The sequence below is a fragment of the Methylobacterium sp. 1A genome (assembly GCF_058072805.1).
Genome location: NZ_JBYQVE010000001.1, coordinates 852,203 through 875,307 on the forward strand (window position 1 = coordinate 852,203; position 23,105 = coordinate 875,307).

21 protein-coding genes are annotated in these 23,105 nt (G+C 71.0%); 9 read left to right on the forward strand and 12 right to left on the reverse strand.

From position 1 onward, the window contains the following. The gene (locus ACX9MN_RS04210; RefSeq protein ID WP_489723784.1) at positions 1 to 1,290 is read left to right on the forward strand and encodes an NAD(P)/FAD-dependent oxidoreductase; all 1,290 of its coding nucleotides are present in this window, start codon (positions 1 to 3) and stop codon (positions 1,288 to 1,290) included. Positions 1,291 to 1,306: 16 nt separating this feature from the next. On the opposite strand, the gene ACX9MN_RS04215 is transcribed toward ACX9MN_RS04210, so the two are convergent. Genes ACX9MN_RS04215 through ACX9MN_RS04225 form a run of 3 tightly spaced genes read right to left on the reverse strand, consistent with a single transcriptional unit; the run spans position 1,307 to position 3,293 of the window. After that, complete coding sequence (locus ACX9MN_RS04215; RefSeq protein ID WP_489723785.1) at positions 1,307 to 2,470, reverse strand: MFS transporter; 1,164 nt, start codon at positions 2,468 to 2,470, stop codon at positions 1,307 to 1,309. Between the two features lie 33 nt (positions 2,471 to 2,503). Further along, a complete protein-coding gene (arsC, locus tag ACX9MN_RS04220; protein WP_489723786.1) occupies positions 2,504 to 2,941 on the reverse strand; it encodes an arsenate reductase (glutaredoxin) in 438 nt (145 codons plus the stop codon). Then, positions 2,934 to 3,293: an ArsR/SmtB family transcription factor gene (locus ACX9MN_RS04225; protein WP_091924628.1), complete on the reverse strand. Its 360-nt coding sequence runs from the start codon at positions 3,291 to 3,293 to the stop codon at positions 2,934 to 2,936. Before ACX9MN_RS04225 ends, arsC begins: the two co-directional genes overlap by 8 nt. Before the next feature lie 50 nt (positions 3,294 to 3,343). Here ACX9MN_RS04225 and arsH point away from each other — a divergent pair, with 50 nt between their 5' ends. After that, entirely contained in the window at positions 3,344 to 4,111 is a 768-nt protein-coding gene (gene arsH, locus ACX9MN_RS04230; RefSeq protein WP_020091722.1) for an arsenical resistance protein ArsH, read from the forward strand. A 49-nt stretch (positions 4,112 to 4,160) separates the two neighbouring features. Here the strand turns inward: arsH and ACX9MN_RS04235 are convergent, their stop codons facing one another. Both ACX9MN_RS04235 and ACX9MN_RS04240 read right to left on the reverse strand, forming a co-directional pair. Beyond that, entirely contained in the window at positions 4,161 to 4,481 is a 321-nt protein-coding gene (locus ACX9MN_RS04235) for a hypothetical protein (protein WP_020091721.1), read from the reverse strand. A gap of 175 nt (positions 4,482 to 4,656) precedes the next feature. Beyond that, a complete protein-coding gene (locus ACX9MN_RS04240; RefSeq protein ID WP_489723787.1) occupies positions 4,657 to 4,833 on the reverse strand; it encodes a hypothetical protein in 177 nt (58 codons plus the stop codon). 382 nt (positions 4,834 to 5,215) lie between these two features. On the opposite strand from ACX9MN_RS04240, the gene ACX9MN_RS04245 reads away from it, so the two are divergent. Next, entirely contained in the window at positions 5,216 to 7,198 is a 1,983-nt protein-coding gene (locus ACX9MN_RS04245; RefSeq protein WP_020091719.1) for an acyl CoA:acetate/3-ketoacid CoA transferase, read from the forward strand. A 72-nt stretch (positions 7,199 to 7,270) separates the two neighbouring features. On the opposite strand, the gene ACX9MN_RS04250 is transcribed toward ACX9MN_RS04245, so the two are convergent. Further along, positions 7,271 to 8,683 (reverse strand): methyltransferase domain-containing protein, encoded by a 1,413-nt coding sequence (locus ACX9MN_RS04250; protein ID WP_489723788.1) that lies wholly within the window; start codon positions 8,681 to 8,683, stop codon positions 7,271 to 7,273. An 80-nt stretch (positions 8,684 to 8,763) separates the two neighbouring features. Between ACX9MN_RS04250 and ACX9MN_RS04255 the strand changes: the two genes are divergently transcribed. The 3 genes from ACX9MN_RS04255 to ACX9MN_RS04265 all read left to right on the forward strand — a co-directional run bounded on the left by ACX9MN_RS04255 (position 8,764) and on the right by ACX9MN_RS04265 (position 11,441). Then, entirely contained in the window at positions 8,764 to 9,606 is an 843-nt protein-coding gene (locus ACX9MN_RS04255; protein WP_056521372.1) for a glycosyltransferase family 2 protein, read from the forward strand. Positions 9,607 to 9,696: 90 nt separating this feature from the next. Then, a complete protein-coding gene (gene mdcB, locus ACX9MN_RS04260) occupies positions 9,697 to 10,611 on the forward strand; it encodes a triphosphoribosyl-dephospho-CoA synthase MdcB (protein WP_489723789.1) in 915 nt (304 codons plus the stop codon). Positions 10,612 to 10,706: 95 nt separating this feature from the next. After that, a complete protein-coding gene (locus ACX9MN_RS04265) occupies positions 10,707 to 11,441 on the forward strand; it encodes a DUF3750 domain-containing protein (RefSeq protein ID WP_331298416.1) in 735 nt (244 codons plus the stop codon). A gap of 52 nt (positions 11,442 to 11,493) precedes the next feature. On the opposite strand, the gene mqo is transcribed toward ACX9MN_RS04265, so the two are convergent. The 4 genes from mqo to ACX9MN_RS04285 all read right to left on the reverse strand — a co-directional run bounded on the left by mqo (position 11,494) and on the right by ACX9MN_RS04285 (position 16,624). Continuing rightward, complete coding sequence (gene mqo, locus ACX9MN_RS04270; RefSeq protein WP_489723790.1) at positions 11,494 to 13,224, reverse strand: malate dehydrogenase (quinone); 1,731 nt, start codon at positions 13,222 to 13,224, stop codon at positions 11,494 to 11,496. Between the two features lie 556 nt (positions 13,225 to 13,780). Next, positions 13,781 to 14,329 (reverse strand): lipocalin-like domain-containing protein, encoded by a 549-nt coding sequence (locus ACX9MN_RS04275; protein ID WP_489723791.1) that lies wholly within the window; start codon positions 14,327 to 14,329, stop codon positions 13,781 to 13,783. Positions 14,330 to 14,475: 146 nt separating this feature from the next. Continuing rightward, the gene (locus ACX9MN_RS04280) at positions 14,476 to 15,600 is read right to left on the reverse strand and encodes a DUF2778 domain-containing protein (protein WP_091678697.1); all 1,125 of its coding nucleotides are present in this window, start codon (positions 15,598 to 15,600) and stop codon (positions 14,476 to 14,478) included. Positions 15,601 to 15,829: 229 nt separating this feature from the next. After that, positions 15,830 to 16,624 (reverse strand): lytic murein transglycosylase, encoded by a 795-nt coding sequence (locus ACX9MN_RS04285; RefSeq protein ID WP_489723792.1) that lies wholly within the window; start codon positions 16,622 to 16,624, stop codon positions 15,830 to 15,832. A 677-nt stretch (positions 16,625 to 17,301) separates the two neighbouring features. On the opposite strand from ACX9MN_RS04285, the gene ACX9MN_RS04290 reads away from it, so the two are divergent. Then, positions 17,302 to 17,988 carry a class I SAM-dependent methyltransferase gene (locus ACX9MN_RS04290; protein WP_020091710.1) on the forward strand — a complete coding sequence of 229 codons (687 nt, stop codon included), beginning with the start codon at positions 17,302 to 17,304 and terminating at the stop codon, positions 17,986 to 17,988. 50 nt (positions 17,989 to 18,038) lie between these two features. Then, positions 18,039 to 18,650, forward strand: a complete 612-nt coding sequence (locus tag ACX9MN_RS04295) for a hypothetical protein (protein ID WP_489723793.1) — start codon at positions 18,039 to 18,041, stop codon at positions 18,648 to 18,650. Between the two features lie 40 nt (positions 18,651 to 18,690). Here ACX9MN_RS04295 and ACX9MN_RS04300 read toward each other — a convergent pair whose 3' ends face one another. Beyond that, the gene (locus ACX9MN_RS04300; RefSeq protein WP_489723794.1) at positions 18,691 to 20,382 is read right to left on the reverse strand and encodes an aminotransferase class III-fold pyridoxal phosphate-dependent enzyme; all 1,692 of its coding nucleotides are present in this window, start codon (positions 20,380 to 20,382) and stop codon (positions 18,691 to 18,693) included. Positions 20,383 to 20,414: 32 nt separating this feature from the next. On the opposite strand from ACX9MN_RS04300, the gene asd reads away from it, so the two are divergent. Next, positions 20,415 to 21,326 (forward strand): archaetidylserine decarboxylase, encoded by a 912-nt coding sequence (gene asd / locus ACX9MN_RS04305; RefSeq protein ID WP_489723795.1) that lies wholly within the window; start codon positions 20,415 to 20,417, stop codon positions 21,324 to 21,326. Between the two features lie 10 nt (positions 21,327 to 21,336). Here asd and ACX9MN_RS04310 read toward each other — a convergent pair whose 3' ends face one another. Further along, complete coding sequence (locus ACX9MN_RS04310; RefSeq protein ID WP_489723796.1) at positions 21,337 to 23,004, reverse strand: methyl-accepting chemotaxis protein; 1,668 nt, start codon at positions 23,002 to 23,004, stop codon at positions 21,337 to 21,339. Positions 23,005 to 23,105 lie beyond the last annotated feature (101 nt).

The window sequence follows — 23,105 nt, forward strand, 5'->3', positions numbered from 1 at the left end:
GTGGCCGAACCGTTCCCGCTCGCACCCTCGCTCTGGGCCACGACGGCGGCGCCCGCGCCGGACACGCCGCCGCTGGCCCGATCCGGCCTGGCCGAGGTGGTGATCGTCGGCGGCGGGTTCTGCGGCCTCTCCACCGCCCTGCATCTCGCCGAGCGCGGCATCCGACCCGTCGTGCTCGAGGCGCAGGAGGTCGGCTACGGCGGGTCCGGTCGCAACGGGGGCCAGGTCATCCCGGGCCTGAAATACGACCCCGCCGACCTCGTCGCGCGGTTCGGTCGGGAGCGCGGCGAGCGGCTCGCGCGCTTCGCCGGCGGGACCGCCGACGTCGTGTTCGACCTCATCGCCCGGCACGGGATGGACGTGCCGCATTCCCGCGCCGGCTGGATCCAGGGCGCCCACACCGAGGCCGGGCTCGCCGAGGTCGACAAGCGGGCGGCCCAGTGGGCGGATCTCGGTGCGCCCACCCGCGTCCTCGACAGGGCCGAGACCGAGCAGCTGCTGGGGACCGACCGCTATCTCGGCGGCTGGCTCGACGGCCGCGGCGGGGCGATCCAGCCCCTGAGCTACGCCCGCGGCCTCGCCCGGGCCGCCCAGAAGGCCGGCGCCACGATCCACGGCGGATCGCCGGTCACCGGCCTCGAACGGACCGGATCGGGCTGGACCGTCACCACGGCCCAGGGCGAGCGGGTGACGACCGGCCGGGTCGTGCTGTGCACCAACGGCTACACGGGCGGCCTGTGGCCGAACCTCGCGCGGACGGTGATCGCGGCGAACTCGTTCCAGGTCGCCACGGTGCCGCTGACCGACAACCTGCGGCGCTCGATCCTGCCCGAAGGCCACGTCTCCTCGGACACGCGCAAGCTCCTGCTCTACTTCCGCCTCGACCATACCGGACGCCTGCTGATGGGCGGCCGCGGTCCGTTCCGGGAGCCGCGCGACCCCGCCGACTGGGCCCATCTCGAGCGGATCGTCGGCAAGCTCTTCCCCCAGCTCGACGGGATCGCCTTCGACCATCGCTGGTGCGGCCGCGTCGCGATCACCCGGGACTACCTGCCCCATCTCCACGAGCCAGCCCCCGGGCTCCTCATCGATATCGGCTGCCAGGGCCGGGGCGTCGGCCTCCAGTCGGCGATGGGCCGGGCGATGGCCGCCTACATCGCGACCGGAGATGCCGGCAACCTGCCCCTGCCGCTGACGCCGATCGAGCCGCTGCCGCTCCACGGGCTGAACCGGCTGTACGTCTCGGCGATCATCGCCTGGTACCGCCTGCGCGACGGCGGCATCCGCTGATCCTACCGGCCCGCCGTCACCGCGCGCGCCACAGCGCCCCGATCAGGCCCAGGGCGGCGAGCGCCAGCGCGAGGAGCACCCACCACAGGGCCCCCGGCCCGACATGGGTGAGCACGACGGCCCCAGCCGGCGGCGCCAGGGCCTGGGCGGCCAGGGCCGGCCGGGCGAGGCGGCCGACCACCAGCGGGTAGCGCACGGGGCCGAACAGGGCGAGCGGGACCGTGCCGCGGGCGATCGAGTAGATCCCGTTGCCGCCCGCGTAGAGCACCAGCCAGAGCGCCACGCCCGGCAGCCCGGCCGCGAGGAGCCACAGCCCGAGGGCGATCAGGCCGAAGGCGGCCGTCAGTGTCCAGAGCGGGTGGTGGCGGCCCTTGAGGGAGATCTCGGCGACGCGGGCGCTCACCTGCGCGGGCCCGATCAGCGCCCCGTACGAGACGGCGGCGGCGAGCGACACGCCGCGCGCCTGCAGCAGGGTGAGCAGGTGGACCGAGACCTGGGACATGATCGCGCCGCCGAGGACCAGCACCCCCGCGAACAGCAGGAACGCGCGGCGCTCCCGGGACGATAGCGGCGCGGACCCCGCCTCCTGTGGCCCGTCGGAGACCGGGAGTGCCGGCGCGTGCGGGATCATCGCGAGGATGAGCGGCAGCGTCACCGCGAGGTGCAGGCCGGCATAGGTGAGGCAGGCGCCCCGCCAGCCGATATGGGCCACCAGGAAGGCCGAGAGCGGCCAGCACACGGTGCTGGCGAACCCGCCCCAGAGGGTCAGCGTGGTGATGGCCGGCCGCGCGGCCGCGCCGTAGAGCCGGCCGAGGGTCGCGAAGGCGGGGTCATACAGGCCGCAGCCCATGCCGGCGCCGAGGATCAGCCAGCCGGCGAGATAGATCGGCAGGTTCGGCGCCACGGCCACGACGGTCAGCCCGGCGGCGAGGAGCAGCGCCGCGAGGGCGAGGACCGGCCGCCCGCCGTGCCGGTGGATCGCCGCCCCGACATGCGGCGAGGCGAGGGCCGCGACGAGGAGGCCGAAGGCCAGTCCGCCGACCACCCAGGCGAGGGGCCAGCCGGTGCTCTCGGCGATGGGGGCCGCCATCACCGCCGGCAGGTAGAACGACGAGCCCCAGGCGAGGATCTCCACGACGCCGAGTGCGGCGATCACCGGCCAGCGGCTGGCTTCGCTCATGTCCGGACCGCCGCCGCCACGGCCCGCGGGCGCTCAGGCCGTGGCGACACGGCGGCCCTGCTCGTCGACCACCGGCTCGCCGTCCTCCTTCACGAACCCGCCCCGCTGCGGCGGCAGGAGATCCAGCACCGCCTCCGAGGGGCGGCACAGGCGTACGCCCTTCGGCGTGACCACGAGCGGCCGGTTGAGCAGGATCGGATGCGCCGCGACGGCGTCGAGCAACTGCCCGTCGGTGAGGTCCGGGTTGCCGAGGTCGAGCTCGGCGTAGGGCGTGCCCTTCTCCCGGAGCACGTCGCGCACCGACAGCCCGGCGCGGTCGAGGAGCTGCAGCAGCAGCGCGCGGGCCGGCGGCGTCTTGAGATACTCGATCACGTGGGGCTCGATCCCGGCGTTACGGATCATCGCGAGGGTGTTGCGCGACGTGCCGCAGGCCGGTTTGTGGTAGATCACGACGTCGAACGGCTCAGACATGTGCTGCGTCTCCCGAGGGGCTGAGGCAGGCGGCCAGGGTCTCCGCCGCCGGCGTGCAGATCTCCGCGCGGCCCTGGCAGCAATCGCGCATCAGGAACGCGATCAGATCGGCCAGCACCGGGTAGGCGGCACTGTAGAGGATGGAGCGACCGTCGCGCCGCGAGCTGACCAGCCCGGCGCGGCTCAATTCCTTCAGGTGATGCGACACCGTCGCGGCCGACACGCCGACCGCCTCGGCCAGCGTCCCGGAGGCGAGGCCTTCCGGACCGGCTCTCACCAGCGCCCGCACCAGCCGCAGCCTGTGCTCCTGCGCCAGGGCCGCGAAGGCCGCCAGGGCTTGCGCGTCGTCCATTTTCCCGACAATCTTCAAACGGTTGTTTGAACGTATGAGAAAGCGTCCCGGTGAGCAAGAGCCCGGCCCCTGCCCCTTCGGTCCGTGACGGCCTGCCGAATCTCAGCGCGGCGCATTTCGCAACGCCGACCGACGGGGCCGGTCGGGGGATCCCGCTCGCGCACGCGCCGCGCTTCCTGATCCTGTACGGGTCGCTCCGCGAACGCTCCTTCAGCCGGTTCCTGGCCTATGAGGCCGCGCGGCTCCTGGAGGCGATGGGCGGCGAGGTCCGCATCTACCACGCCGACGGCCTGCCGCTGCCCGACGATGCGACCGCCGACCATCCGAAGGTGCGGGAGATCCGCGCCCTCTCGGCCTGGTCCGAGGGGCAGGTCTGGGTCTCGCCCGAGCGGCACGGCGCGCTCACCGGCGTGATGAAGAGCCAGATCGACTGGCTGCCCCTGTCCGAGGGGAGTCTGCGCCCGACGCAGGGCCGGACCCTCGCGGTGATGCAGGTCTCGGGCGGCTCCCAGAGCTTCAACGCCGTGAACGCCCTGCGCGTCCTCGGCCGCTGGATGCGGATGATCACGATCCCCAACCAGTCCTCGGTGCCGATGGCCTACCGGGAGTTCGACGAGGCGGGTCGTATGAGGCCCGGGCCGCTCTACGACCGGGTCGTCGACGTGTGCGAGGAACTCATGAAGTTCACGCTGCTGACCCGCGGATGCGCCGATTACCTCGTGGACCGCTACAGCGAGCGCAAGGAGCGCGATCCCGACCGGCTCGCCGGTGTCGCGGCCGATATCGGCTTCGCGAAGCCCTCACCGCCGGGCGCCTGAGCCTCGCCGGCCCGAGCGCGCCGCCACGCGGTCCGGCCCGGGCCGGTGCTCACTGAAATCGCCGCATCTCCGGCGCCAGCGAGCGCCCCGCTTCGAGGAGGGCGCGGACCTTGCGGGTCGCGTGCTGGAGGATGTCCGGCCGCGCATCCTCGTAGGACGTCTCCTCGACGAAGCTCCGCAGGGCCTCCGTGATCCGGTCCTCGATCTCGTCCATCAGGGCGAGCCCCTCCGGACCTTCCCGCCGCAGATGCGCGTCTGCGAGCGTCAGGTAGGCGGCGCTCGCCAGCAGGAAGGCGATCCCGTTCGCCTCCTGAGCCGCCGCGGAACTCGCGTCGCCGCCGTCCATGCCGTCTGCGACGTCGTCGTCCATCGGCTCACATACTCCCCGTTCGTTGCTCACGCTGTGCCGCTCCCGCCGCGTCGCGCCAAGTAGAGAAAAAGGGTCGGTCCCCGTCCCCATTCGGGCGACGTCGGGGGCCGATCCGGACCGCCGGCCCCGCGTCGCCGCCGGGCGCCGGACTGGTCCGCTCGGCTCTCCCCGGGCCTCAATGGCCCGGATCGGTGCGGTCCTCGGTCGCGCGCCGCTCGCGCATCCGGAGCATTGCCCGGCGCCAGGCATCCACCACCGCCGCGCGTGCGCGGGCATCGGTCTCGCGGTCGGACTCCGCCGTCCGGGCCTTGCCGTCGGCCTGCCTGCTCCGGGCTCTCGGATCTCGGTTCATGATCGCCTCCTGTCGTGTCCAGACCGAGAGACACCGGATCCCGGGACGCCGCGGTGAGGCGGCGCACGCGGACCATGGAAATCGCGTGCGGCGGAGCACAGGCGGCCGACGGCCCCGCGACGCGCGCAATTTTTCTGATCGTGGACCGAAGAGTTTTTCAGGAGCGCCGGCTCTCATTTTCGGAGTACTGTCACGGCGCCGGCATGTGCCCTCGTGCGATGCCGCAAATATTGATGCGGTGCAATAACGATCGTATTCAAAACTCAGCCGATCTCCGGGGCCGAGACGTCCCGGCACCACGGGGGCGGCGCATGGCACAGTCGGAGGCGACGGGCATCACGGCCGGCCGCTCCTCCACGTGCCGGGGAGGATCACGGGCTCCATGAGGAAGAACAAGGTCATCTCGGCGGAAGAGGCGATCGCGCTGATCCGCGAGAACGACGTCGTGACCACCACGGGGTTCGTCCAGAGCTGCATCCCGGAGGCCCTGCACGCCGCCCTCGAGAAGCGGTTCGTCGAGACCGGATCACCCCGCGGCCTCACCCTGATCATGACGGCCGGCGCCGGCGACAGCAAAGGGCTCGGCACCGGCCGCCTGCACCATGACGGCCTCCTCACGCGGGTCATCGCGGCCAATTTCGGCCGCATGCCCAAGGTCGCCAAGGCCGCGCAGGACAACCTGATCCGCGGCTACAACCTGCCCCAGGGCGTGATCTCCCAGCTCTACCGGGCCTGCGCGGCGGGCCAGCCCGGCCTGTTCTCGAAGGTCGGCCTGAAGACCTACGTCGACCCGCGCCACGGGGGCGCCAAGGTCAACGAACTGACCACCGAGGACATCGTCAAGCTCGTCGAGGTCGATGGCGAGGAGTGGCTGTTCTACACGGCGACCAAGATCGACGTGGCCTTCATCCGGGCCACCTCGGCCGATCCGTCGGGCAACCTCTCCTACGAGAAGGAGGCGCTGACCCTGGACTGCCTCGCCCAGGCCATGGCGGCCCGCAACAACGGCGGCATCGTCATCGCCCAGGTCGAGCGCATCGTCGACGACGGCTACCTCCTGCCGAAGGACGTGCGCGTGCCCGGCATCCTCGTCGACTGCGTGGTGGTCGCCGAACCCGAGATGCACCGGATGAACTACGGCGTGATGCACGACGCGGCGCTCGCCGGCGAGATCCGGGTCCCGGTCACCGGCATCAAGCGGATGGCGCTCAACGAGCGCAAGATCATCGCGCGCCGCGCCGCCTTCGAGCTGCCGCCGAACGGCGTGGTCAATCTCGGCGTCGGCGCGCCCGAGGGCATCTCGTCGGTCGCCAACGAGGAGAAGATCACCCCCTACATCACCCTCACCACCGAGGCGGGCGCGGTCGGCGGGGTGCTGGCGTCCGGTTCGAGCTTCGGCGCGGCCACGAACGCCGACTGCATCATCGATCAGAACCAGATGTTCGACTTCTACGACGGCGGCGGCCTCGACATGACCTGCCTGGGCATGGCCGAGTGCGACGCGGCCGGCAACGTCAACACCTCGCGGTTCGGCGGCAAGCTGAACGGCTGCGGCGGCTTCATCAACATCTCGCAGAACGCCCGCACCGTCGTGTTCGCCGGGACGTTCACGGCCGGCGGTCTCGAGATCGCGGTGTCCGACGGTCAGGTGCGCATCGTGAACGAGGGCAAGGCCCGCAAGTTCGTCACCCAGGTCCAGCAGAACACCTTCTCGGGCCCCTACGCGGTCGAGCGGTCGCAGCCGGTCCTCTACGTGACCGAGCGCTGCGTCTTCCAGCTGACTCCGGAGGGCTTGGAGCTGATCGAGGTCGCGCCGGGGATCGACATCGAGCGCGACATCCTCGCCCACATGGATTTCGCCCCCGTCGTGCGCAATCCGGTGCCGATGGATCCGCGCATCTTCCGCGAGGAGCCGATGGAGCTGATCTCGGATCTGCTCAACCTCGATCTGAAGTCCCGCGTCAGCTACGACGGCGAGCGGAACATCCTCTTCGTCAACCTGGAAGGCTGGTACTGCCGGGTGAAGGGCGACATGGACGAGCTGCGCATGACCATCGTCGAGGCCTGCCGGAAGGCGGGCCAGCGGGTCAACGCCGTGATCAATCACGACGGCTTCCGGCTCAACGAGAACTTGGTCGACGACTACGCCGGCATGGTCCAGTACCTGCAGGCGAACTACTACGCGACCACGACCCGCTACGCGACCAGCGCCTTCCTGCGCCTCAAGATGGAGGAGGCCCTGAACAAGCGCGGGGTCGCGCCGCACGTCTTCGAGCGCAAGGAGGAGGCGCAGGCCTTCGTCAGCAGCACCGAGGACAAGAAGGCCCGCAAGCGCATCTCCCCGGCGGTCGCGTCGGCGGCGTGACGGCCGGCCGGGCCCGCTCCGGGCGCGCCGGGCGCCGCTCGCGCCACGGCGCGGTCGGTGCCGCGGCCTGCCTCAGGCGACCGGCAGGCCGAGGACCCGCCGCGATTCCTCGGACAGCACCGCGTGGCGCGCCGATTCGGGGCCGTCATTCGGCGTCCGCGCGGCCGCCTGCGTGACGAGGTCCCGGAACCGCTTCTTGTCGAGGGCGCGGCCGCGCAGGCTTCCGAGCACGGCGTCCAGCACCATGCGGACGGCCCGGGCGCGCTGGCGCTCGCGCTCCAGTTCGGCGGTGAGCAGCGGATCCCCGAACTGGGCCGCGCCGAGCGGCGCCACCAAGACGGCGCCGTCGATGACGGCGGGATCCCGGTCGTCGGTCTCGACCGCAGAATCCGTGATGCCGTCGAGGATCTTGGTCGCCTCGGTCAGCAGGATCTTGTGCTGGACCGCCGCCGAGAGGTTCCCCGGAACTTTCTGGCTCGCCGCGCCGATCAGGCGCTTGAACTTGGCCCGATCCAGCCCGAATCGGCCGATGCTGGCCCGCAGCGCTGCCAGCACGGTGCGGAGCGCCTCGGTCCGGTAGGTCGCCTTGAGGAGCTGATCCCGCAGCGCCCCCGCCGAGGCCATCTCGACGAAGGACGTCTCGGGCAGTTGCTGCACCTGTTCCGCCAGCTCGACGATGGCGCGCTGCATCAGCGCGGTGCGCTGCTCGCGGATCTCGTCCGGCGCCAGCTGCTGGCGTCCCTTGCGGAGCCACACAAAGAATTCCGTCGCGTCCCGGTCGAGGAAATCCTCGACGCGCAGATCGATGTAGCCGAGCTGCGCCAGCTCCAGGATCATCAGATTGAAGCTCGCCGGCACGAACACCCAGGCATGGGCGTCAGCGTAGTGGGGCAGTTGCGCGGCGCCGAGCCACTGCGGCTCGTCGGTGAGCGGATTCGCGGGAATGGCCGGCCGCGTGTCCTGGCCCGACCAGGCGCCGACCGTGCCGTTGTCCTTCAGCGCCATGTTCAGGGCGTAGTCGATGTGGGTCCGGACCGTGTGCCGGTTCCGCTTCTCCAGGAACGCTGCGACCGCGTCCGCCGTCCCGGTGAGGGAACGATAGAAATCGAAGCATTTGCGCTTGTCGGGCACGGCCAGGATCACCACGCCGTCCGGCCGAAGCAGCGTCTCGGCGGCGCGCAGAAAGGTCACGATGTCGGTCGTGTGCTCGATGACGTGGCTGGCGATGAACGCGTCGAAGGTGCCGTGCTGGTCGACCGGGACCGCGTCCGCGATCGAGCCGCCTGTCCAGACGAAATCGACCTCCTCGATGCGGTCGACCGTCTGGTCGTGATACTTCTCGATGAGCTCCGAGCGCGGCGCGTGATCGATGACGAACGTGATCCAGCCGTCGCGCTTCGGCGCGAGCGGGCTGAAGCTCGGGCCAATCTCCACGATGCGGGCGTCCTTGGTCAACGACCTCAGGAGTTGCTGCGCACGATCCATTGCCACTAAGCTCCGATCAAACGCTTCGCGAATGCGCTGTAGACGCGCGGTGAAGGCCGCGTTGGCGGGAAGGAATACCGTTGCACAAGAGGCCGCTCGCCGCCGTCACGATGGCCTATAACGAAAAGACCATGCTTCCGCTCTGGCTGAAGCACTACGAGCGACAAGTCGGGGCTGAAAACTGTTATATCCTCGACCACGGTTCCGACGACGGCTCGACGACCGGACTGCGCGCGAACGTCGTCCGGTTGCCGCGGTTGCCCCTGAACGAGTGGGAGCGCGCCCACACGGTCAGGGATTTCTGCGCATCGCTGTTCATCGGCTTCAAATATGTTCTCTATGCGGATAGCGACGAGCTGATCCTCCCCGATCCGGACGTATCGTCTACTCTCTCCGATTACATCGCCGCGCGGCCGCTGCCCCCCATCCTCGATCTGTTCGGGGCCGACGTTATGCACGTCGGGGACGAGGCCCCTATCGACGTCGCGGCGCCGATCTCCGGCCAGCGGGGCTACATCCGGCCGATATCGACCCTGTGCAAGGCGACCATCGTATCGGAGCGGGTCGACTGGCACGTCGGCTTCCACTGCCTGATCCAGGATCACCGCCCCGATTTCCGCGACCTGTTCCTGTTCCACCTGGCGTATCTGGACCACGACATCCTCTTCAGGCGCCAGCAGAAGCGGAATGCAGCCGCGCCGATCGGCATCCCGAACTCCCACCACGCCATCGACCCGACGGAGTTCCTGACCTTCGTGAAGGCCGATATCGGTCGCGTCCCGCGCCGTCCCGTTCAGATGCGTCCGGGTGAGGCCCATTTCGAGACCACGAAGCGGCTGTTCGCCGACGCGATCGAGCGCAAGAGCGCGATCCAGGCGCCCGACCTCTGGACGCTGCCCGAGCGCTTCGTCGGATCCTTCTAGGGCAGGACAGTCGAACCGGCTCGGAGAACGCCGCGTCTGTGCCGGCACGGCCATCCGGTATATCTCGGGCCGCCCGACGCCGCTTCGGCCATGCCGGCGAACCCTTGGGGAGCTTCGACCCTGCGCGACGATCAGAGCCTCATCGCGCCGGGCGCGGACCGGAGCAGCGCCGCCGCGCCCTGGGCCGAACGCGTCGCGGCTCTCGCGCACGCGGCGCTCATCGGCGAACTGGAGACCTGGCCCAAGCCCGGCCTCGTGAGCCCGGTCGATTCCGGCAGCCACGACGACATGGATGCGGAGACGCTCCGCCGGAGCGCGGCGGCGCTCCGGCCGTTCTTCGCGGAACTGGTCGCGGCGGGCGCCCGCGATGCGGGAATGGCGGAACTCCGGGCAATCGGTCTGGCCGCCGAGACCGCGATGATGCGGGCGACCGGCGGCGTCAACGCGCATCGGGGCGCCATCTTCTCGCTGGGGCTGATCTGTGCCGCGGCGGGAGCGCGGGGCGTGGGGCCCGGTGCGGAGCGCGCGAGCGCCGAAGGGCTGGCGGAGGCAGTCGGTCATCTCTGGGGGACAGCGATCACCCGGACGCCGGTCTCGGCCGTCAGCCACGGCGGCCGCGCGGCGCGGCGCTTCGGCGTCGGTGGCGCCAGCGCCGAGGCCGCGGCGGGCTTTCCGACCATCCGCGCCGTCGCCCTTCCCGCTCTCCGCGTCGGTCGATCGTGCGCCCCCGGCGATGCCGAGGCGGCCCGCGTGCACTGCTTCTTCGCCCTCCTGGCGGTCGTCGACGACACGAACCTCCTGCACCGCGGCGGTGCCGACGGCCTCGTCGGCGCGCGCGCGGCCGCCGCGACCTTTCTCGACGCCGGAGGCATCGCGGCCCCCGACTGGCGGGCGCGCGCGGCGGCGATCCACCGCGCCTTCGTGGCCGCGCGCCTGAGCCCCGGCGGCTGCGCCGATCTCCTCGCCGCGACGCTGCTGCTGGACGCCCTCGCCTCCCCACCCTGACGCGCGCGCAGCCCCGGGGCGCGTCGGTCGCAGTTTCGCGGATGCGGGCTCTACCTACATGCGGATTCTATCCCGCCCTCCCCCCCGGACCGCCCGTGACCCTGTTCAGGATCGCCCTCCTCGCGCTCGCCGCGCTCTTCCTCGTGCCGGTGGCGATCTCCGCCCTGCTCTACGCGACGCGGGCGAGCGGCGACTGGCGTCTGGCGGATCGGTCCAGCGCCGGCCTGCTGCCGCGCGCGGACGCGCATCCCGGCGCCGTGCTGCGCATCTTCTCGGCGCGGACCGTGAGCTGGCGCGGCATCGTGGCCACGCATAGCTGGATCGTCGTCAAGGAGCGCGGCGCCCGCGCCTACAGCCGGTTCGACTACACGGCCTGGGGCCAGCCGATCTGGGTCGACCGGTTCGTGCCGGACGGACGCTGGTTCGGGAACCCGCCGACGGTGGTGTTCGCGGCCGACGGCGCCGAGGCGGAGGCGATGCTGCCGCGGATCCGGCAGGCCGTGGCCGAGTACCGGTTCAGCCGGCCCGGCGACTACGTCGTGTGGCCCGGCCCGAACTCGAACACCTTCGTGGCCGCCGTCATGGCGGCGGTGCCGGAGATCCGCGAGAGCCTGCCCACCACCGCGATCGGCAAGGACTTCCCCTACGACGGGCGCTGGATCGGCCTGACGCCGTCGCGGACCGGGATCCGCATCAACCTCGGCGGCTATGCCGGGGTAACCCTCGGCTGGGTCGAGGGCCTGGAGCTGAACCTGCTCGGCGGCGTCGCCGGGATCGACCTGCGCCGGCCCGGTCTCAAGCTGCCGGCCCTGGGTCGGGTCGGGCTCTGAGCGCCGACGCGCTCCCGGGGCGCACGACCGTCGGCGCCCCGGGACGCACCGCTCACGGCGCGAGGTCGTGGACCGGCTCCTTCACCGGCGTGGCGCTGCTGTTCAGCACGGTGCTGCCGGTCGAGACCGGCTTCAGCACGGCCCGGTCGATCTGCGGCGGGGTCGGGAGCTGGAGCTGCGCGCTCGTGTCGGTCCACTCGCGCGCGACGCGGTCGGGATCGTCGTTGAGCTTCGTGCCGTAGCTCGGCACGATCTCCCGGATCTTCGCCTGCCATTCCGGCGTGGCGACCTTCTGGGCGAAGACCTTCTCCAGCACCTGCAGCATGATCGGCGCCGCCGTGGAGGCGCCGGGCGAGGCGCCGAGGAGCGCCGCGATGCTGCCGTCCCTGGCGTTGACGATCTCGGTGCCGAGCTTCAGCACGCCGCCCTTGTTCGGGTCGCGCTTGATGATCTGCACCCGCTGCCCCGCCTGCCAGAGGCGCCACTCCTCCTTCCTGGCCTTCGGGAAGTACTCGCGCAGCGCCGCGATCCGGTCGTCGTCCGACAGCATCAGCTGCCCCGCCAGGTACTCGACCAGCGGGAACTCGTCGACGCCGACCTTCATCATCGGCCAGATGTTGCTGGTGGTCGTGGAGCTGAGGAGGTCGAAGTACGAGCCCTCCTTCAGGAACTTGGTCGAGAAGGTCGCGAACGGCCCGAACAGGATCACGCGCTTGCCGTTGATCACGCGCGTGTCGAGATGCGGCACCGACATCGGCGGGGAGCCCACGGACGCCTTGCCGTACGCCTTGGCGAGATGGAGCGTGGCGACGTCGGGATTGTCGTTGATCAGGAACGAGCCGCCCACCGGGAAACCGGCATACTCGTCGCCCTCGGGGATACCGGATTTCTGCAGGAGGTGCAGGGCACCGCCGCCCGCGCCGATGAACACGAATTTGGCGTCGGTCGTCCGGCGCGTCCCGTCCTTCAGGTTCTTGGCGGTCACCCGCCACGAGCCGTCGCCGTTCTTGGTGATGCTCTCGACCTCGGTGGAGAGCCGGAGGTTGAAGCTCGGCTGCTTCTGCAGGTGGGCGACGTACTGGCGGGTCACCTCGCCCCACTCGCAGTCGGTCCCGAGCGGCGACCAGGTGGCGGCGACCTTCTGCTTCGGGTCGCGGCCCTCCATCATCAGGGGCACCCACTTGCGGAGCTGCTCGGGATCCTCAGAGTACTCCATGCCGGCGAAGAGCGGGCTCGCCTTCAGGGCCTCCCACCGCTTCTTCAGGTAGGCGATGTTGTCGTCTCCCCAGACGAAGCTCATGTGGGGCGTGTAGTTGATGAAGGCGCGCGGGTCCGTCATCACGCCGGTCTTGACCTGATGCGCCAGGAACTGCCGGGTCACCTGGAACGCCTCGTTGATCTCCACCGCCTTGGCGATCTCGATCTGCCCGTTCTTCTTCTCGGGCGTGTAGTTCAGCTCCGCCAGGGCCGAGTGTCCTGTGCCGGCGTTGTTCCAGCCGTTCGAGCTCTCGAGGGCGACCTGATCCAGCCGTTCGACCATCTGGATCGACCAATTCGGCTCCAGCGCGTTCAGCCAGACGCCCAGCGTCGCGCTCATGATCCCGCCGCCGATCAGCAGCACGTCGACCTTGCTGTCCGCGCCCTCGGCCAGGGCCAGCGCGCCCGGCAGGGCCGCCAGCGCCAGGCCGGTGGCGGCCGTGCCGAGGAGCCGCCGCCGGCTCAGGGGCAGCACGTCCGCGGCCCGGCGGTCGCGCCGGTGTTGGGTCTCGTCGTCGCCACGCATGGGCAGATCCCGCTTTTGCGTACCGCACGGCCCGATCGGCCGCCGCGCGTACGGAAGACACTCGATGCGACGGGCGCGAATCCCGCCCGTCCGGCCTTCCGGATCGTTTCCCCGTTCCCGTCGCGGCACGCTCGCGGTCTCGCGCGACCCGGCACGACGGTCCTGCCCTGGCCCGCATCGCGTCCGTCGTCCCCGAGCCGCACGGATCGTGGGACGACGGGGCGCGCTCGCGCGACGCAGAGGCCTTCCCTCCGCCTAGGCGCGCGATCTCGCCGGAGAACGGATCACCGGTTCAAGACCTCGCTCGCGCGGTGGCGCGATTGCCGGGTGGGCGGGAAGATGCTGGCTGGCTTGGCTCAGCAGATTGATGGTGGCCTCATAGAGGACGGGGCCTGAAAGGACAATTACTGCCAGGGTTGCAATCGCCGCCATCCTGTCAGTCCGTCGCGACGACCGGCGCGCATGGCGGCGACCCGCCGATAGACTGGCCGCGATCGGTCGCCCGATCGGTCGCCCGGTCCGTCGCTCGACGCGACGGCGTGGCGAAGGCGCGCCGCTACGGGATGTGCTTGAACCGGATGATGCTGCGCGACAGGCGGCCGTCATCCCAGTTGGGCATCACGCGCCAGGGAGTCGTGACGTCGGCGTAGTCGCCCTCGATATGGATGGTGCGGCGCTGCTCGGTGCCGACCCATTCGGGCGCCCACGCGGTCTGCACGCTGGTGACCCACTGGTCACCCTCGATCCGGTAGCGGCCGATATAGGCGACGAGGGTCTTCATCAGCGCGGCCCGCTCGGCGTCGGTGGTCGCCGGCGTGCGGGCGCTCCCCTCGAGGTTGAAGGCGACCCAGCCGTCCTTGGTGAAGATGACGCGACCGCGCGGCGTGCCGCCCATGGCGTCGACGAGCGTGCCGGTCTCCTTGTCCTCGACCTTGTAGGAGACGAGTTCCCAGGTGCCGACGATCCGGTCCGCCAAGCGCGCCCCGACCACCGCCGCGCCGACGCGGTCCGGCGCGGAGGCGCTCCAGGCCAAGTCGGCCGCCAGGACACCGGAGAGCGCCAGGAGGATACGGACGGCCGCGGCGGCCGATCGTTGTGCGGGCATGGTCTGGACCGGGGACTCGCGTGTCGCGGCGCCGGATCGCGCCGCCACCGCGTTCTGCGGGCCGGCACGGCGCGTTCCAAGCGCCGCGCGAGCAGTGCTGGTAGACCGTCTGCGCGCTTGCGGCCGTTGCCGCGGGCGAGAAGTCGTCAGCCGCCGTTGCGGGCCATGCGGGTCGTGACCGTGCCGGCGGCGAGGCTCGGCAGCGGGTCCTGCGTGCCGCTGACGACCACCAGCCGCTGAACCTCGCCGCGCAGGAAGGCCTGGAGGAACCGGTCGTAGTCGCGGAACGACACGCAGCCGTTCGAGTCGCCGCGCGGGCCCAGCATATAGGTGTGTGCCAGAAGGCCGACACGGCCGTAGACCGCCTCGTTGCCGCCGACCGGCGTGAGGCGGATCGCCCGCACGCCGTGGAAGGGCCGTTCGCGCTCGGTGAGATCGTAGGTGCCGGGCGGAGTCGGGCCGCGCATCCGGACGTTGACGAGGCGCGGCTCGTCCAGCCCCTCGCCCAGGCCGGAATGCGCCTCCAGGCGCTCGCCGTTCGGAAGGGTCACGGTCCGGGCGGCGATGTTGTAGACCGCGATGCCGGCCGAGGGGCCCGGATCCCGGGCCGGGGCCAGCGGCGGCGAGACGCGCTGCTGCGGCGGCGCGACGTCGGCCGGCTTGCTCTCGAGCGCCGTGTAGGCCAGCGCCGGTCCGCGCTCGATGCCGAACAGCTTCTCGATGAACGAGCGCTCTTCGGGTTGGGGGATGGGCTGAGCCGCCGGCGGAACCTCGCGGCGCGCCATGCGCCGGTCGGACCGCCGGGCGAGTGCGGTGCCCGCGGGCCCGCGGAACTCGGGCGGACGGGGGATCGGCAGCGGGACCACCATCGCGCTGAGCGGTGTCTCGGCGACCTGCGTTCCGGGCTGCGCGTCGGCGCCGGCATCGGCGCCTTCGGGGACGGGTTCGGGCGTCAGCGAGGGTGGGGCGATCTGATTCCAGGCCCATCGTGACTGCGAATTGCCGAGGGCGTCGCGACCGGGCTCGGGCGATTCGGCGGCCTCCGGCTCGGCGGCGGCGGTCTCGGCCCTGTCCTCCGCGGACGGTGCGGGCACCGGCGCTTCCGTCCGGGCGTTCTCGATGCCGGTTACCGGGACCGGGGCGCGATGCAGGACGCTGCCCCCGAGGGCGGCGAGCGTCACCGCGCCGGTGAGCACCGTCAGGGGCGCGAGCCACGTGCTGCGCGCGTTCCGGGTCTTGAGGCCGTCCAGCGGCACGGATTCGACAGCCATCGCGGTTGCCCATGCTCCTCGTCGCGAGGCGGGGCTTGCCGGCTGCCGCCCTCCGCACAGGCTGCGGATCCGCGACGGGCGGACCGGCCCCGCTCAGCGTGAGACAGCGGGGTCGGGCCGGCTTTTCTGGGGCGATGCGATGGTCGATCTTGGCTCGATCGGGACCATTTTCGGGCGCGCCGCCGCAGTTCTCGCAATACGTCTCGGTCTATTCGAGGCCGAGATACTGCTAATTGTTGTCGATCTGGCGCCCGAGAATGGCGATCGCCTTCTCGTAGACCGGCGCCGCGTTCCAGCCCTGGATCGCCGCGAAGTTCGGCTCGCCGGGCTGGTAGCCGGCGCCGGCTCGCCAGCCATGGGCCTTGAGGAAATTGGCCGTGGACGACAGGGCGGCGCCGACGTTGTTGAGGTCGCCGGTGCCGTAGGCCAGCACGTTCTTCGGCAGGAACTGGGTGTGCCCGACCTCGCCGTGCGCCGCGCCGCGGGTATTCGGTGTCAGGAGCCCGCGATCGACCAGGGTCAGCGCAGCGTAGAGCTGGTCCGTGAAGTATTCGGAACGGCGGCAATCGTAGGCGAGCGTCGCGACCGCGGAGAGCGTGTTGACGTTGCCGCGCACCGCGCCGAAGCCGGTCTCCATGCCCCAGATCGCCAGGAGCGGGCCCGGCGGAACGCCGTAGCGCTGCTCGATCGAGTCGAAGAGGGCCGCGTTCTGCTGCTTCAGGGCGCGGCCCCGCTTGACGATGGTCGGGCCGCCGCGCTTGGCGAGGAACTGCTCCAGCGACAGCTTGAAGCTGTGCTGCCCCCGGTCCGCCGAGATAGTGGCGGTCGAGTAGGTGGTGTTCTGCAGCGCCGCGAGGCTGGCCGCGCTGGCCCGCCCGCGCGCCTCCTCGGCGAATTGCCGCTTCCACGCATCGAAGCCGGCCGCGGTGTTGCCGCACTGCGCGGCCTTCGCCTGCCCGGCGCTGAGAGCGATCCCGGCGATGGCCGCGACCGCGATGGTCTGACGCCGCAAATTCTCGATCACGCGAAACACTCCTTCGGCGCGTCGTCGCGCCCTGTCCTGCTGGGGATACCGGGTCACATCTCGTCGATATCAGGGCGAGAAGATGTCGAAGGCGCGACCTGCAGGCTTCCCGCCCTCAAATCATCGCGCATCTCGGGATCTGCGACGAGGCCGCAACGGCAGGGTGTTCGGAGCATCGTGAACACCGCGTGTGCGAGAAGCCGACGCGCGGCCGACGCGACGTCGAGGTCATCCGCGCCGGGCAAGATCAGGTAGCTCGAAGGGTCGCATATCACCCCTCGCGCATAGATTTGGCGCGTAGCACATCAGTATTTTGCCAGCAAATGGAATGGCCGTTGGCGTGTTTGACGGATATGTCACAAGCTTGTCAAACGAACGACATAGCTTTGCCGGCGGAAAGACTTCTGCGGAGAGGCGGCGTGGGGTCGTTGATGATCCGGGCGGCGTGGCATGATCGAGATCCCGCCTCCCTCGCCCATTGTGACCGCCCCCTGCCTTGTCGCGACGCCGCTCGGCGCTCTCGAGGCGGACAAGCGCGAGCCCTTGGCCGGATCTTGGTCTGACCAAGCGGACGCGCGGTGACGCGAACTGAGCTGGTGAACGCCTGCCTCAGACCTGCAGCCGACGGTCGAGGCGAGCCGTCGGGCCGACCTAGCCGACAACGAGACAGGACGCCCATGGCCCTCGGAATGCACGACACCGGTTCCTCGCGCGCGGGCACGCTCGGGCCCGATCTCGACCGCGACGGCGTCGCCAAGGCCTACGGCCGCTGGGCCCCGGTCTACGATCTGGTCTTCGGGCCCGTCTTCGCGCAGGGCCGTACCCTGGCGGCGGCCGCCGCCGAACGGATCGGCGGCCGCATCCTGGAAGTCGGCGTCGGCACCGGCCTGTCCCTGCCGGCCTACAGGCGCGCCCGCAGCATCGTCGGCATCGATATCTCGGCCCCCATGCTGGAGAAGGCGCGCCAGCGCGTGGCGCGGCTGCGTCTGCGCAACGTGGAGCGCCTCGCCGTCATGGACGCCGAGCAGCTCGACTTCCCGGACGCCGCCTTCGACGTGGTCGTGGCGCAGTACGTCGTCACGGCTGTCCCCAATCCCGAGGCGGCGCTGGACGAGTTCGCCCGGGTGCTGCGCCCCGGCGGCGAGATCGTGATCACCACGCGGATCGGCGCCGAGGCCGGCCTGCGGCGCGCGGTGGAGCGCACCCTCGCTCCGGTGACGAGCCGCCTCGGATGGCGGACCGAGTTCGCCTGGGAGCGCTACGCCGCCTGGGCCGCCGGCGCGCCGGTGGAGATCGTCGAGCGCCGGGCGCTCCCGCCGCTCGGCCACTTCTCCCTGCTGCGCCTGCGCAAGCGCGCCGCCTGAACGCGCATCAGCTTCGACCAACCCACCACCATCGATCGGGGACCCACATCATGGCGAGTTTTCGGGAGGCACTGCGCGTCCAGCGCTGGGACGACCATCGCTACTATCACCACAACCGCGTCAACCAGAGCTTGCACGTGGTGAGCGCGATCAGCTTCCTGGTCGCCTACGCCCTGGCGTTCAAGGATCCGGCCACGGCGGCCCTGATCGGCTGGCTGGTGGCGATGACCTCGCGGCAGGCGGGCCACCTGTTCTTCGAGCCCAAGGGCTACGACCACGTCAACGACGCGACCCACGAGCACAAGGAGGAGATCAAGGTCGGCTACAACCTGCAGAGGAAGGTCGTGCTGCTGGCCATCTGGGCCCTGTCGCCCCTGCCGCTCTACTTCGACCCGAGCCTGTTCGGCCTGATCGCGCCGCACCAGGGCACCGCGGACCTGATCCGCAACGTCGGCTGGATCTGGCTGTGGCTGGCGCTCGCCGGCCTGTTGTTCCGGATGGTGCAGCTCTTCGTCCAGCGCGACGTCCAGACCGGTCTCGTCTGGGTGACCAAGATCCTCACCGACCCGTTCCACGACATCAAGCTCTACCACAAGGCGCCGCTGGCCCTGCTGCACGGCGAGCTGGTCGAGGAGCGGGAGCCGCACGAGCGCGGCGCCTGAGCATGGGTCGCGCGCCGGGCCCGTCGCCCGGCGCCCCGGATCAGCCCTGATCCGGGGCCCGCAGGCCCAGGCGGGCCCCGAGGCCGCCCAGGCGGATGGCCGCGACCTCGCGCAGGATCGACCGGCGGATCGCCCTGTCGCTCCGCGCGCCGCCGTCCCACCAGCCGTCCGCCCGCATGGCCCGCGCCGCCGCCTCGAAGCGCGTCGCCACGGCCTCGAAGGCCGCGTCGTCGTACGCGAGGCTGAAGATCATCCGGCCGGTCCCGACCCACGACAGGGCCAGCCCCTCGGCGCGCAGGTAGAATTGCAGCATCCAGTTGTAGCGCGACGGCTCGGTGTACAGGACCGTCCACACCGTCGACATGTTGGCGACCCGCACCGGCAGGCCGGCCTCCGCCAGCCGGGCGTTCAGGTGACGCGCGCGCGCGTCCCAGGTCGCCTCGAGGTCGGCGTAGAGTGCGGCCACCGCCGGGCTGTCCAGCCGGTCGAGGAACGCGCCCATCGCTCCCATCACGTAGGGATGGGCGTTGAAGGTGCCCCGCGCGAAGCAGATGTCGACGGGCCGGTCCTCCCTGTACCGGCGCATCAGGTCGGCGCGCCCGCAGAGGACGCCGACCGGCAGGCCGCCCCCCAGGGTCTTGCCGTAGGTGACCATGTCGGCGCGCACGCCGAAATACGCCTGCGCGCCGCCGCGGGCCAGCCGGAAGCCGAGGAAGACCTCGTCGAGGATCAGCACGATGCCGCGGGCGCTGCACACCGCCCGGAGGTCGTGGAGCCACTTGGTGTAGGCGGCGCGGTCGAAGGACGCCCTGCGGCCGCTGTCGACCAGCGCGGAATCGGCCGGCGCGCCGGCATTCGGGTGCATCGCCTGGAGCGGGTTGACCAGGACACAGGCGACGTCGCGGCGGCCGGCGAGCACCCGCAGCGTCCGTTCGGACATGTCGGCCAGGGTGAGCGTGTCGCGGGTCGGGACCGGGTTGCCGATGCCCGGCTGCACCTCGCCCCACCAGCCGTGATAGGCGCCGCACAGGCGGACGATCCGGCGGCGGCCGGTGTGGTAGCGGGCGAGCCGCACGGCCTGCATCACCGCCTCGGTCCCGGACATGTGGAACGAGACCTCGTCGAGGCCCGAGATCGCCTTCAGCCGCGCGACGTTGCCGGTGACGACCGGGTGGAGCGGCCCGAGCACGGGACCGAGGGCCGAGACCCGCGCCGCGCCCTCCTCCAGGCAGGCCCGATAGAAATCGACGCCGAACAGGTTCACGCCGTAGGAGCCGGCGAGGTCGTAGAAGACGTTGCCGTCGAGGTCCGTGACGGTGACGCCGGCGGCGGCGGCCGCGAAGGCACCGGTGCCGAGATGGGCGCGCACGTGCCGGGCGTACTGGAACGGCACCCGGTAGAGCCCGGTGAACTGGAGATCCGAGAGGCCGTCGCGGACCGCCTCGGTCTCGGCGCGCGTCCGGGCGAAGCGCGCCCGGAACAGGTCGGAGAGCCGCGCGAAGCCGGCCTCGCGCCGGCGCGCCACCGCCTCGTCCGGATCGTCCGACCGGAAGAAGGCGCGCTCCGAGTAGGCGTAGTTCGGGATCAGCCCGGCGACGCGCCGGGCCATGCGGGCGTGGCCGGTGAGCGAGCGATGCTTCGCCCGGGAGAGCTGCAGGCGCTCGGCCGCCCGTGGCAGGGCGAGCACCGCGGCGACGGTGGTGGCGGACAGGGTGACGAGGAGCGCGGACATCGCTCCGCGCCCTACCGGAGGCGGTTCACGGCATGATGACGGTTTCCGGATCCCGGCTGCGGACGGTCCTGGCGCGTGTCGGGGCGCAGGAAGATCTCAACTTCCTGCTGACGAACCGGCTGCCGCGCCGTCTCGCCACCCGCTTCATGGGCTGGTTCAGCCGGATCGAGCAGCCGCTGATCCGCGACCTCTCGATATCGACCTGGCGGCTGTTCTGCGACGTCGACCTCCGCGACGCGCGGGAGACGCGCTTCCCAAGCCTCCACGCCGCCTTCGTGCGCGCCCTGCGTCCCGGTGCGCGGCCGATCGCGGCCGATCCGGCCCTGCTGACGAGCCCCAGCGACGCGATCCTGGGAGCCCACGGTCGCGTCGAGGCCGGCCGCCTGCTCCAGATCAAGGGCCTGTCCTACCCGCTCGCCGACCTGCTCGGCGGGGACGTCGCGCTGGCGCGCGCCCACGAGGGCGGCAGCTACGCCACCCTGCGCCTGACGGCCGGGATGTACCATCGCTTCCACGCGCCGCACGACCTGCGGGTCGAGTCCGTGCGGCATATCTGGGGCGACACCTGGAACGTGAATCCGATCGCCCTGAAACGCGTCGAGGCGCTGTTCTGCCGGAACGAGCGCGCCGTCCTGCGCCTGCGCCTCGCGGAGGGCGGCCACGCGGTGACCCTGGTGCCGGTGGCGGCCATCCTCGTTGCCGGGCTGCGGCTCGGCTTCCTGCCCGAGGGTCTCGCCCTGCGCGAGACGGGCGGACGGACCCTGCCCACCGCGGCGCGCCTCGCGAAGGGCGCCGAGATGGGCTGGTTCGAGCACGGCTCCACCATCGTGGTGCTGACGCCTCCGGGCTTCACGCTCTGCCCCGGGCTCGCCGTCGGATCGATCCTGCGGGTCGGCGAGCCCCTGATGCGGCTGCCACCGCTTCCCGGATCGCCCGGCCGCTGAGCGTGTCGCCTCAGGCGGCCCGCACCGCCGACAGGTACTCCGCGACCGCTGCGTTCAGGGTCTCCGACTGTCGCGACAGGGCGGTGGCCGCGTCCAGGGCCGCGGCCGCGGTCCGGCCGGTCTCGCCCGCGGCCTGCGTGATGCGCCCGATCGTGACCGTGACCGCCTGGGTGCCGTCGGCGGCCTGGCTGACGTTCCGCACGATCTCCTGCGTCACCGCCTCCTGCTCCTCCATCGCGGCCGCGACGCCCGTGGCGATGGTCCGAAGGTCCAGGACAGCGGCAGTGATCGCCTGGATGACGTCGACCGCGCGGTGGGTCTCCTTCTGAATGGTCGCGACTTGCTCGGAGATCGTCTCGGTCGCCCGGACGGTCTGCGCCGCCAGCGCCTTCACCTCGGTGGCGACGACGGCGAAGCCGCGTCCCGCCTCCCCGGCGCGGGCCGCCTCGATGGTGGCATTCAGCGCGAGCAGGTTCGTCTGCGCGGCGATCCCGGCGATCAGGCTGACCACGGTCCCGATCCGCTCGGCGCCGTCGGCGAGGCTCATCACGAGGGTGTTCGTCTCCGACGCCTCAGTGGCCGCGCGCCGGGCCATGTCCGAGGAGCGCGTGATCTGGCCGTTGATGGACCCGATCGACGTGGCCAGTTCCTCGCCGGCCGCCGCGACGGTCTGAACGTTGACCGCTGTCTGCTCGGCCGCCGAGGACACCTGGAGCAGCTGCGTCGCGGTCTCGCCGGCGCTCCGGTCCATCGTCGCGGCGGCGGCTTCCATGGACGAGGCGCTGGCGGACAGCGCCTCGGTCAGGCGATCCATCCGGGCACGGAACGCCGCGGTGGCGCCGTCCAACGTCTCGGCGCGGCGCGCCTTCGCTTCCGCCTCGTTGGCGGCGGCAGCATCCGTCGCGCGCTTCGCGACGAGCGCGTCCTTGAAGACCTGGATAGCCTTGAGCATCGCGCCGATCTCGTCGCCGCGGTCCGCACCGTCGATCCGCACGTCGAGGTCGCCCGCGGCGAGACGGGTCATCGTCGCCGTGGTCCGCGCGATCGGGCGGGTGACTTGGACGAGGATCACGCGGATGCCGTACCCGACCGCGAGCGCGGCCCCGGCGAGTGTCGCGAAGAGCAGGATTCGCAGGCGCCGCGCCATCGCGTCCGCGCGTTCGAACTCGGCGCGGGCCTCGCGGACCTGCAGGTCGGACAACTCGCCGATGGCCGCCGTCGTCGGACCCATCGCGCGGAGCAGATCGATCCGGGTCGCGGTCACAGCGTCGAGGTCCCCCTTCGTCAAGGCGCGGACGAGGTCGGTGACGATCGCCACGTCCCGATCGAATCGCGTCGTCAGGCTCGCGACGAGCTGTGCCTCCTCGGGCGTGAGGTACGTGGTTAGGTACGCGGACCAGGCTTCCTTCGCCCGTGCCAGCTGGCGATCGAGGATCGTCACGGCTTCGGACGCCTGAATCGCGTGGAACTCGAAATCCCGCGTCGCGGTCAGCATGGCATCGAAGGCATCGCGCATCGCGCCGAACTGGCTGAGCGGCATGACCCTGTCGGCGTAGATCGATTCGAGGCCCCGGAAATCTCTGTAGAGCGCGTAATTGCTGAGCGCTGCTGATCCTACGAGGAGTGTACCCAGCACCGCGAGAAGCGCGAAAAGCCTACCTTTGATCGTGTGAATCATCGATGGCGACCGTATCGTAGTCGGAGTCACAAGCAACGATAACGGTCTAACACTCTGCATGAGCGTTTCAAGAATTTTCGTGTACTTCGGGACGGCGATAT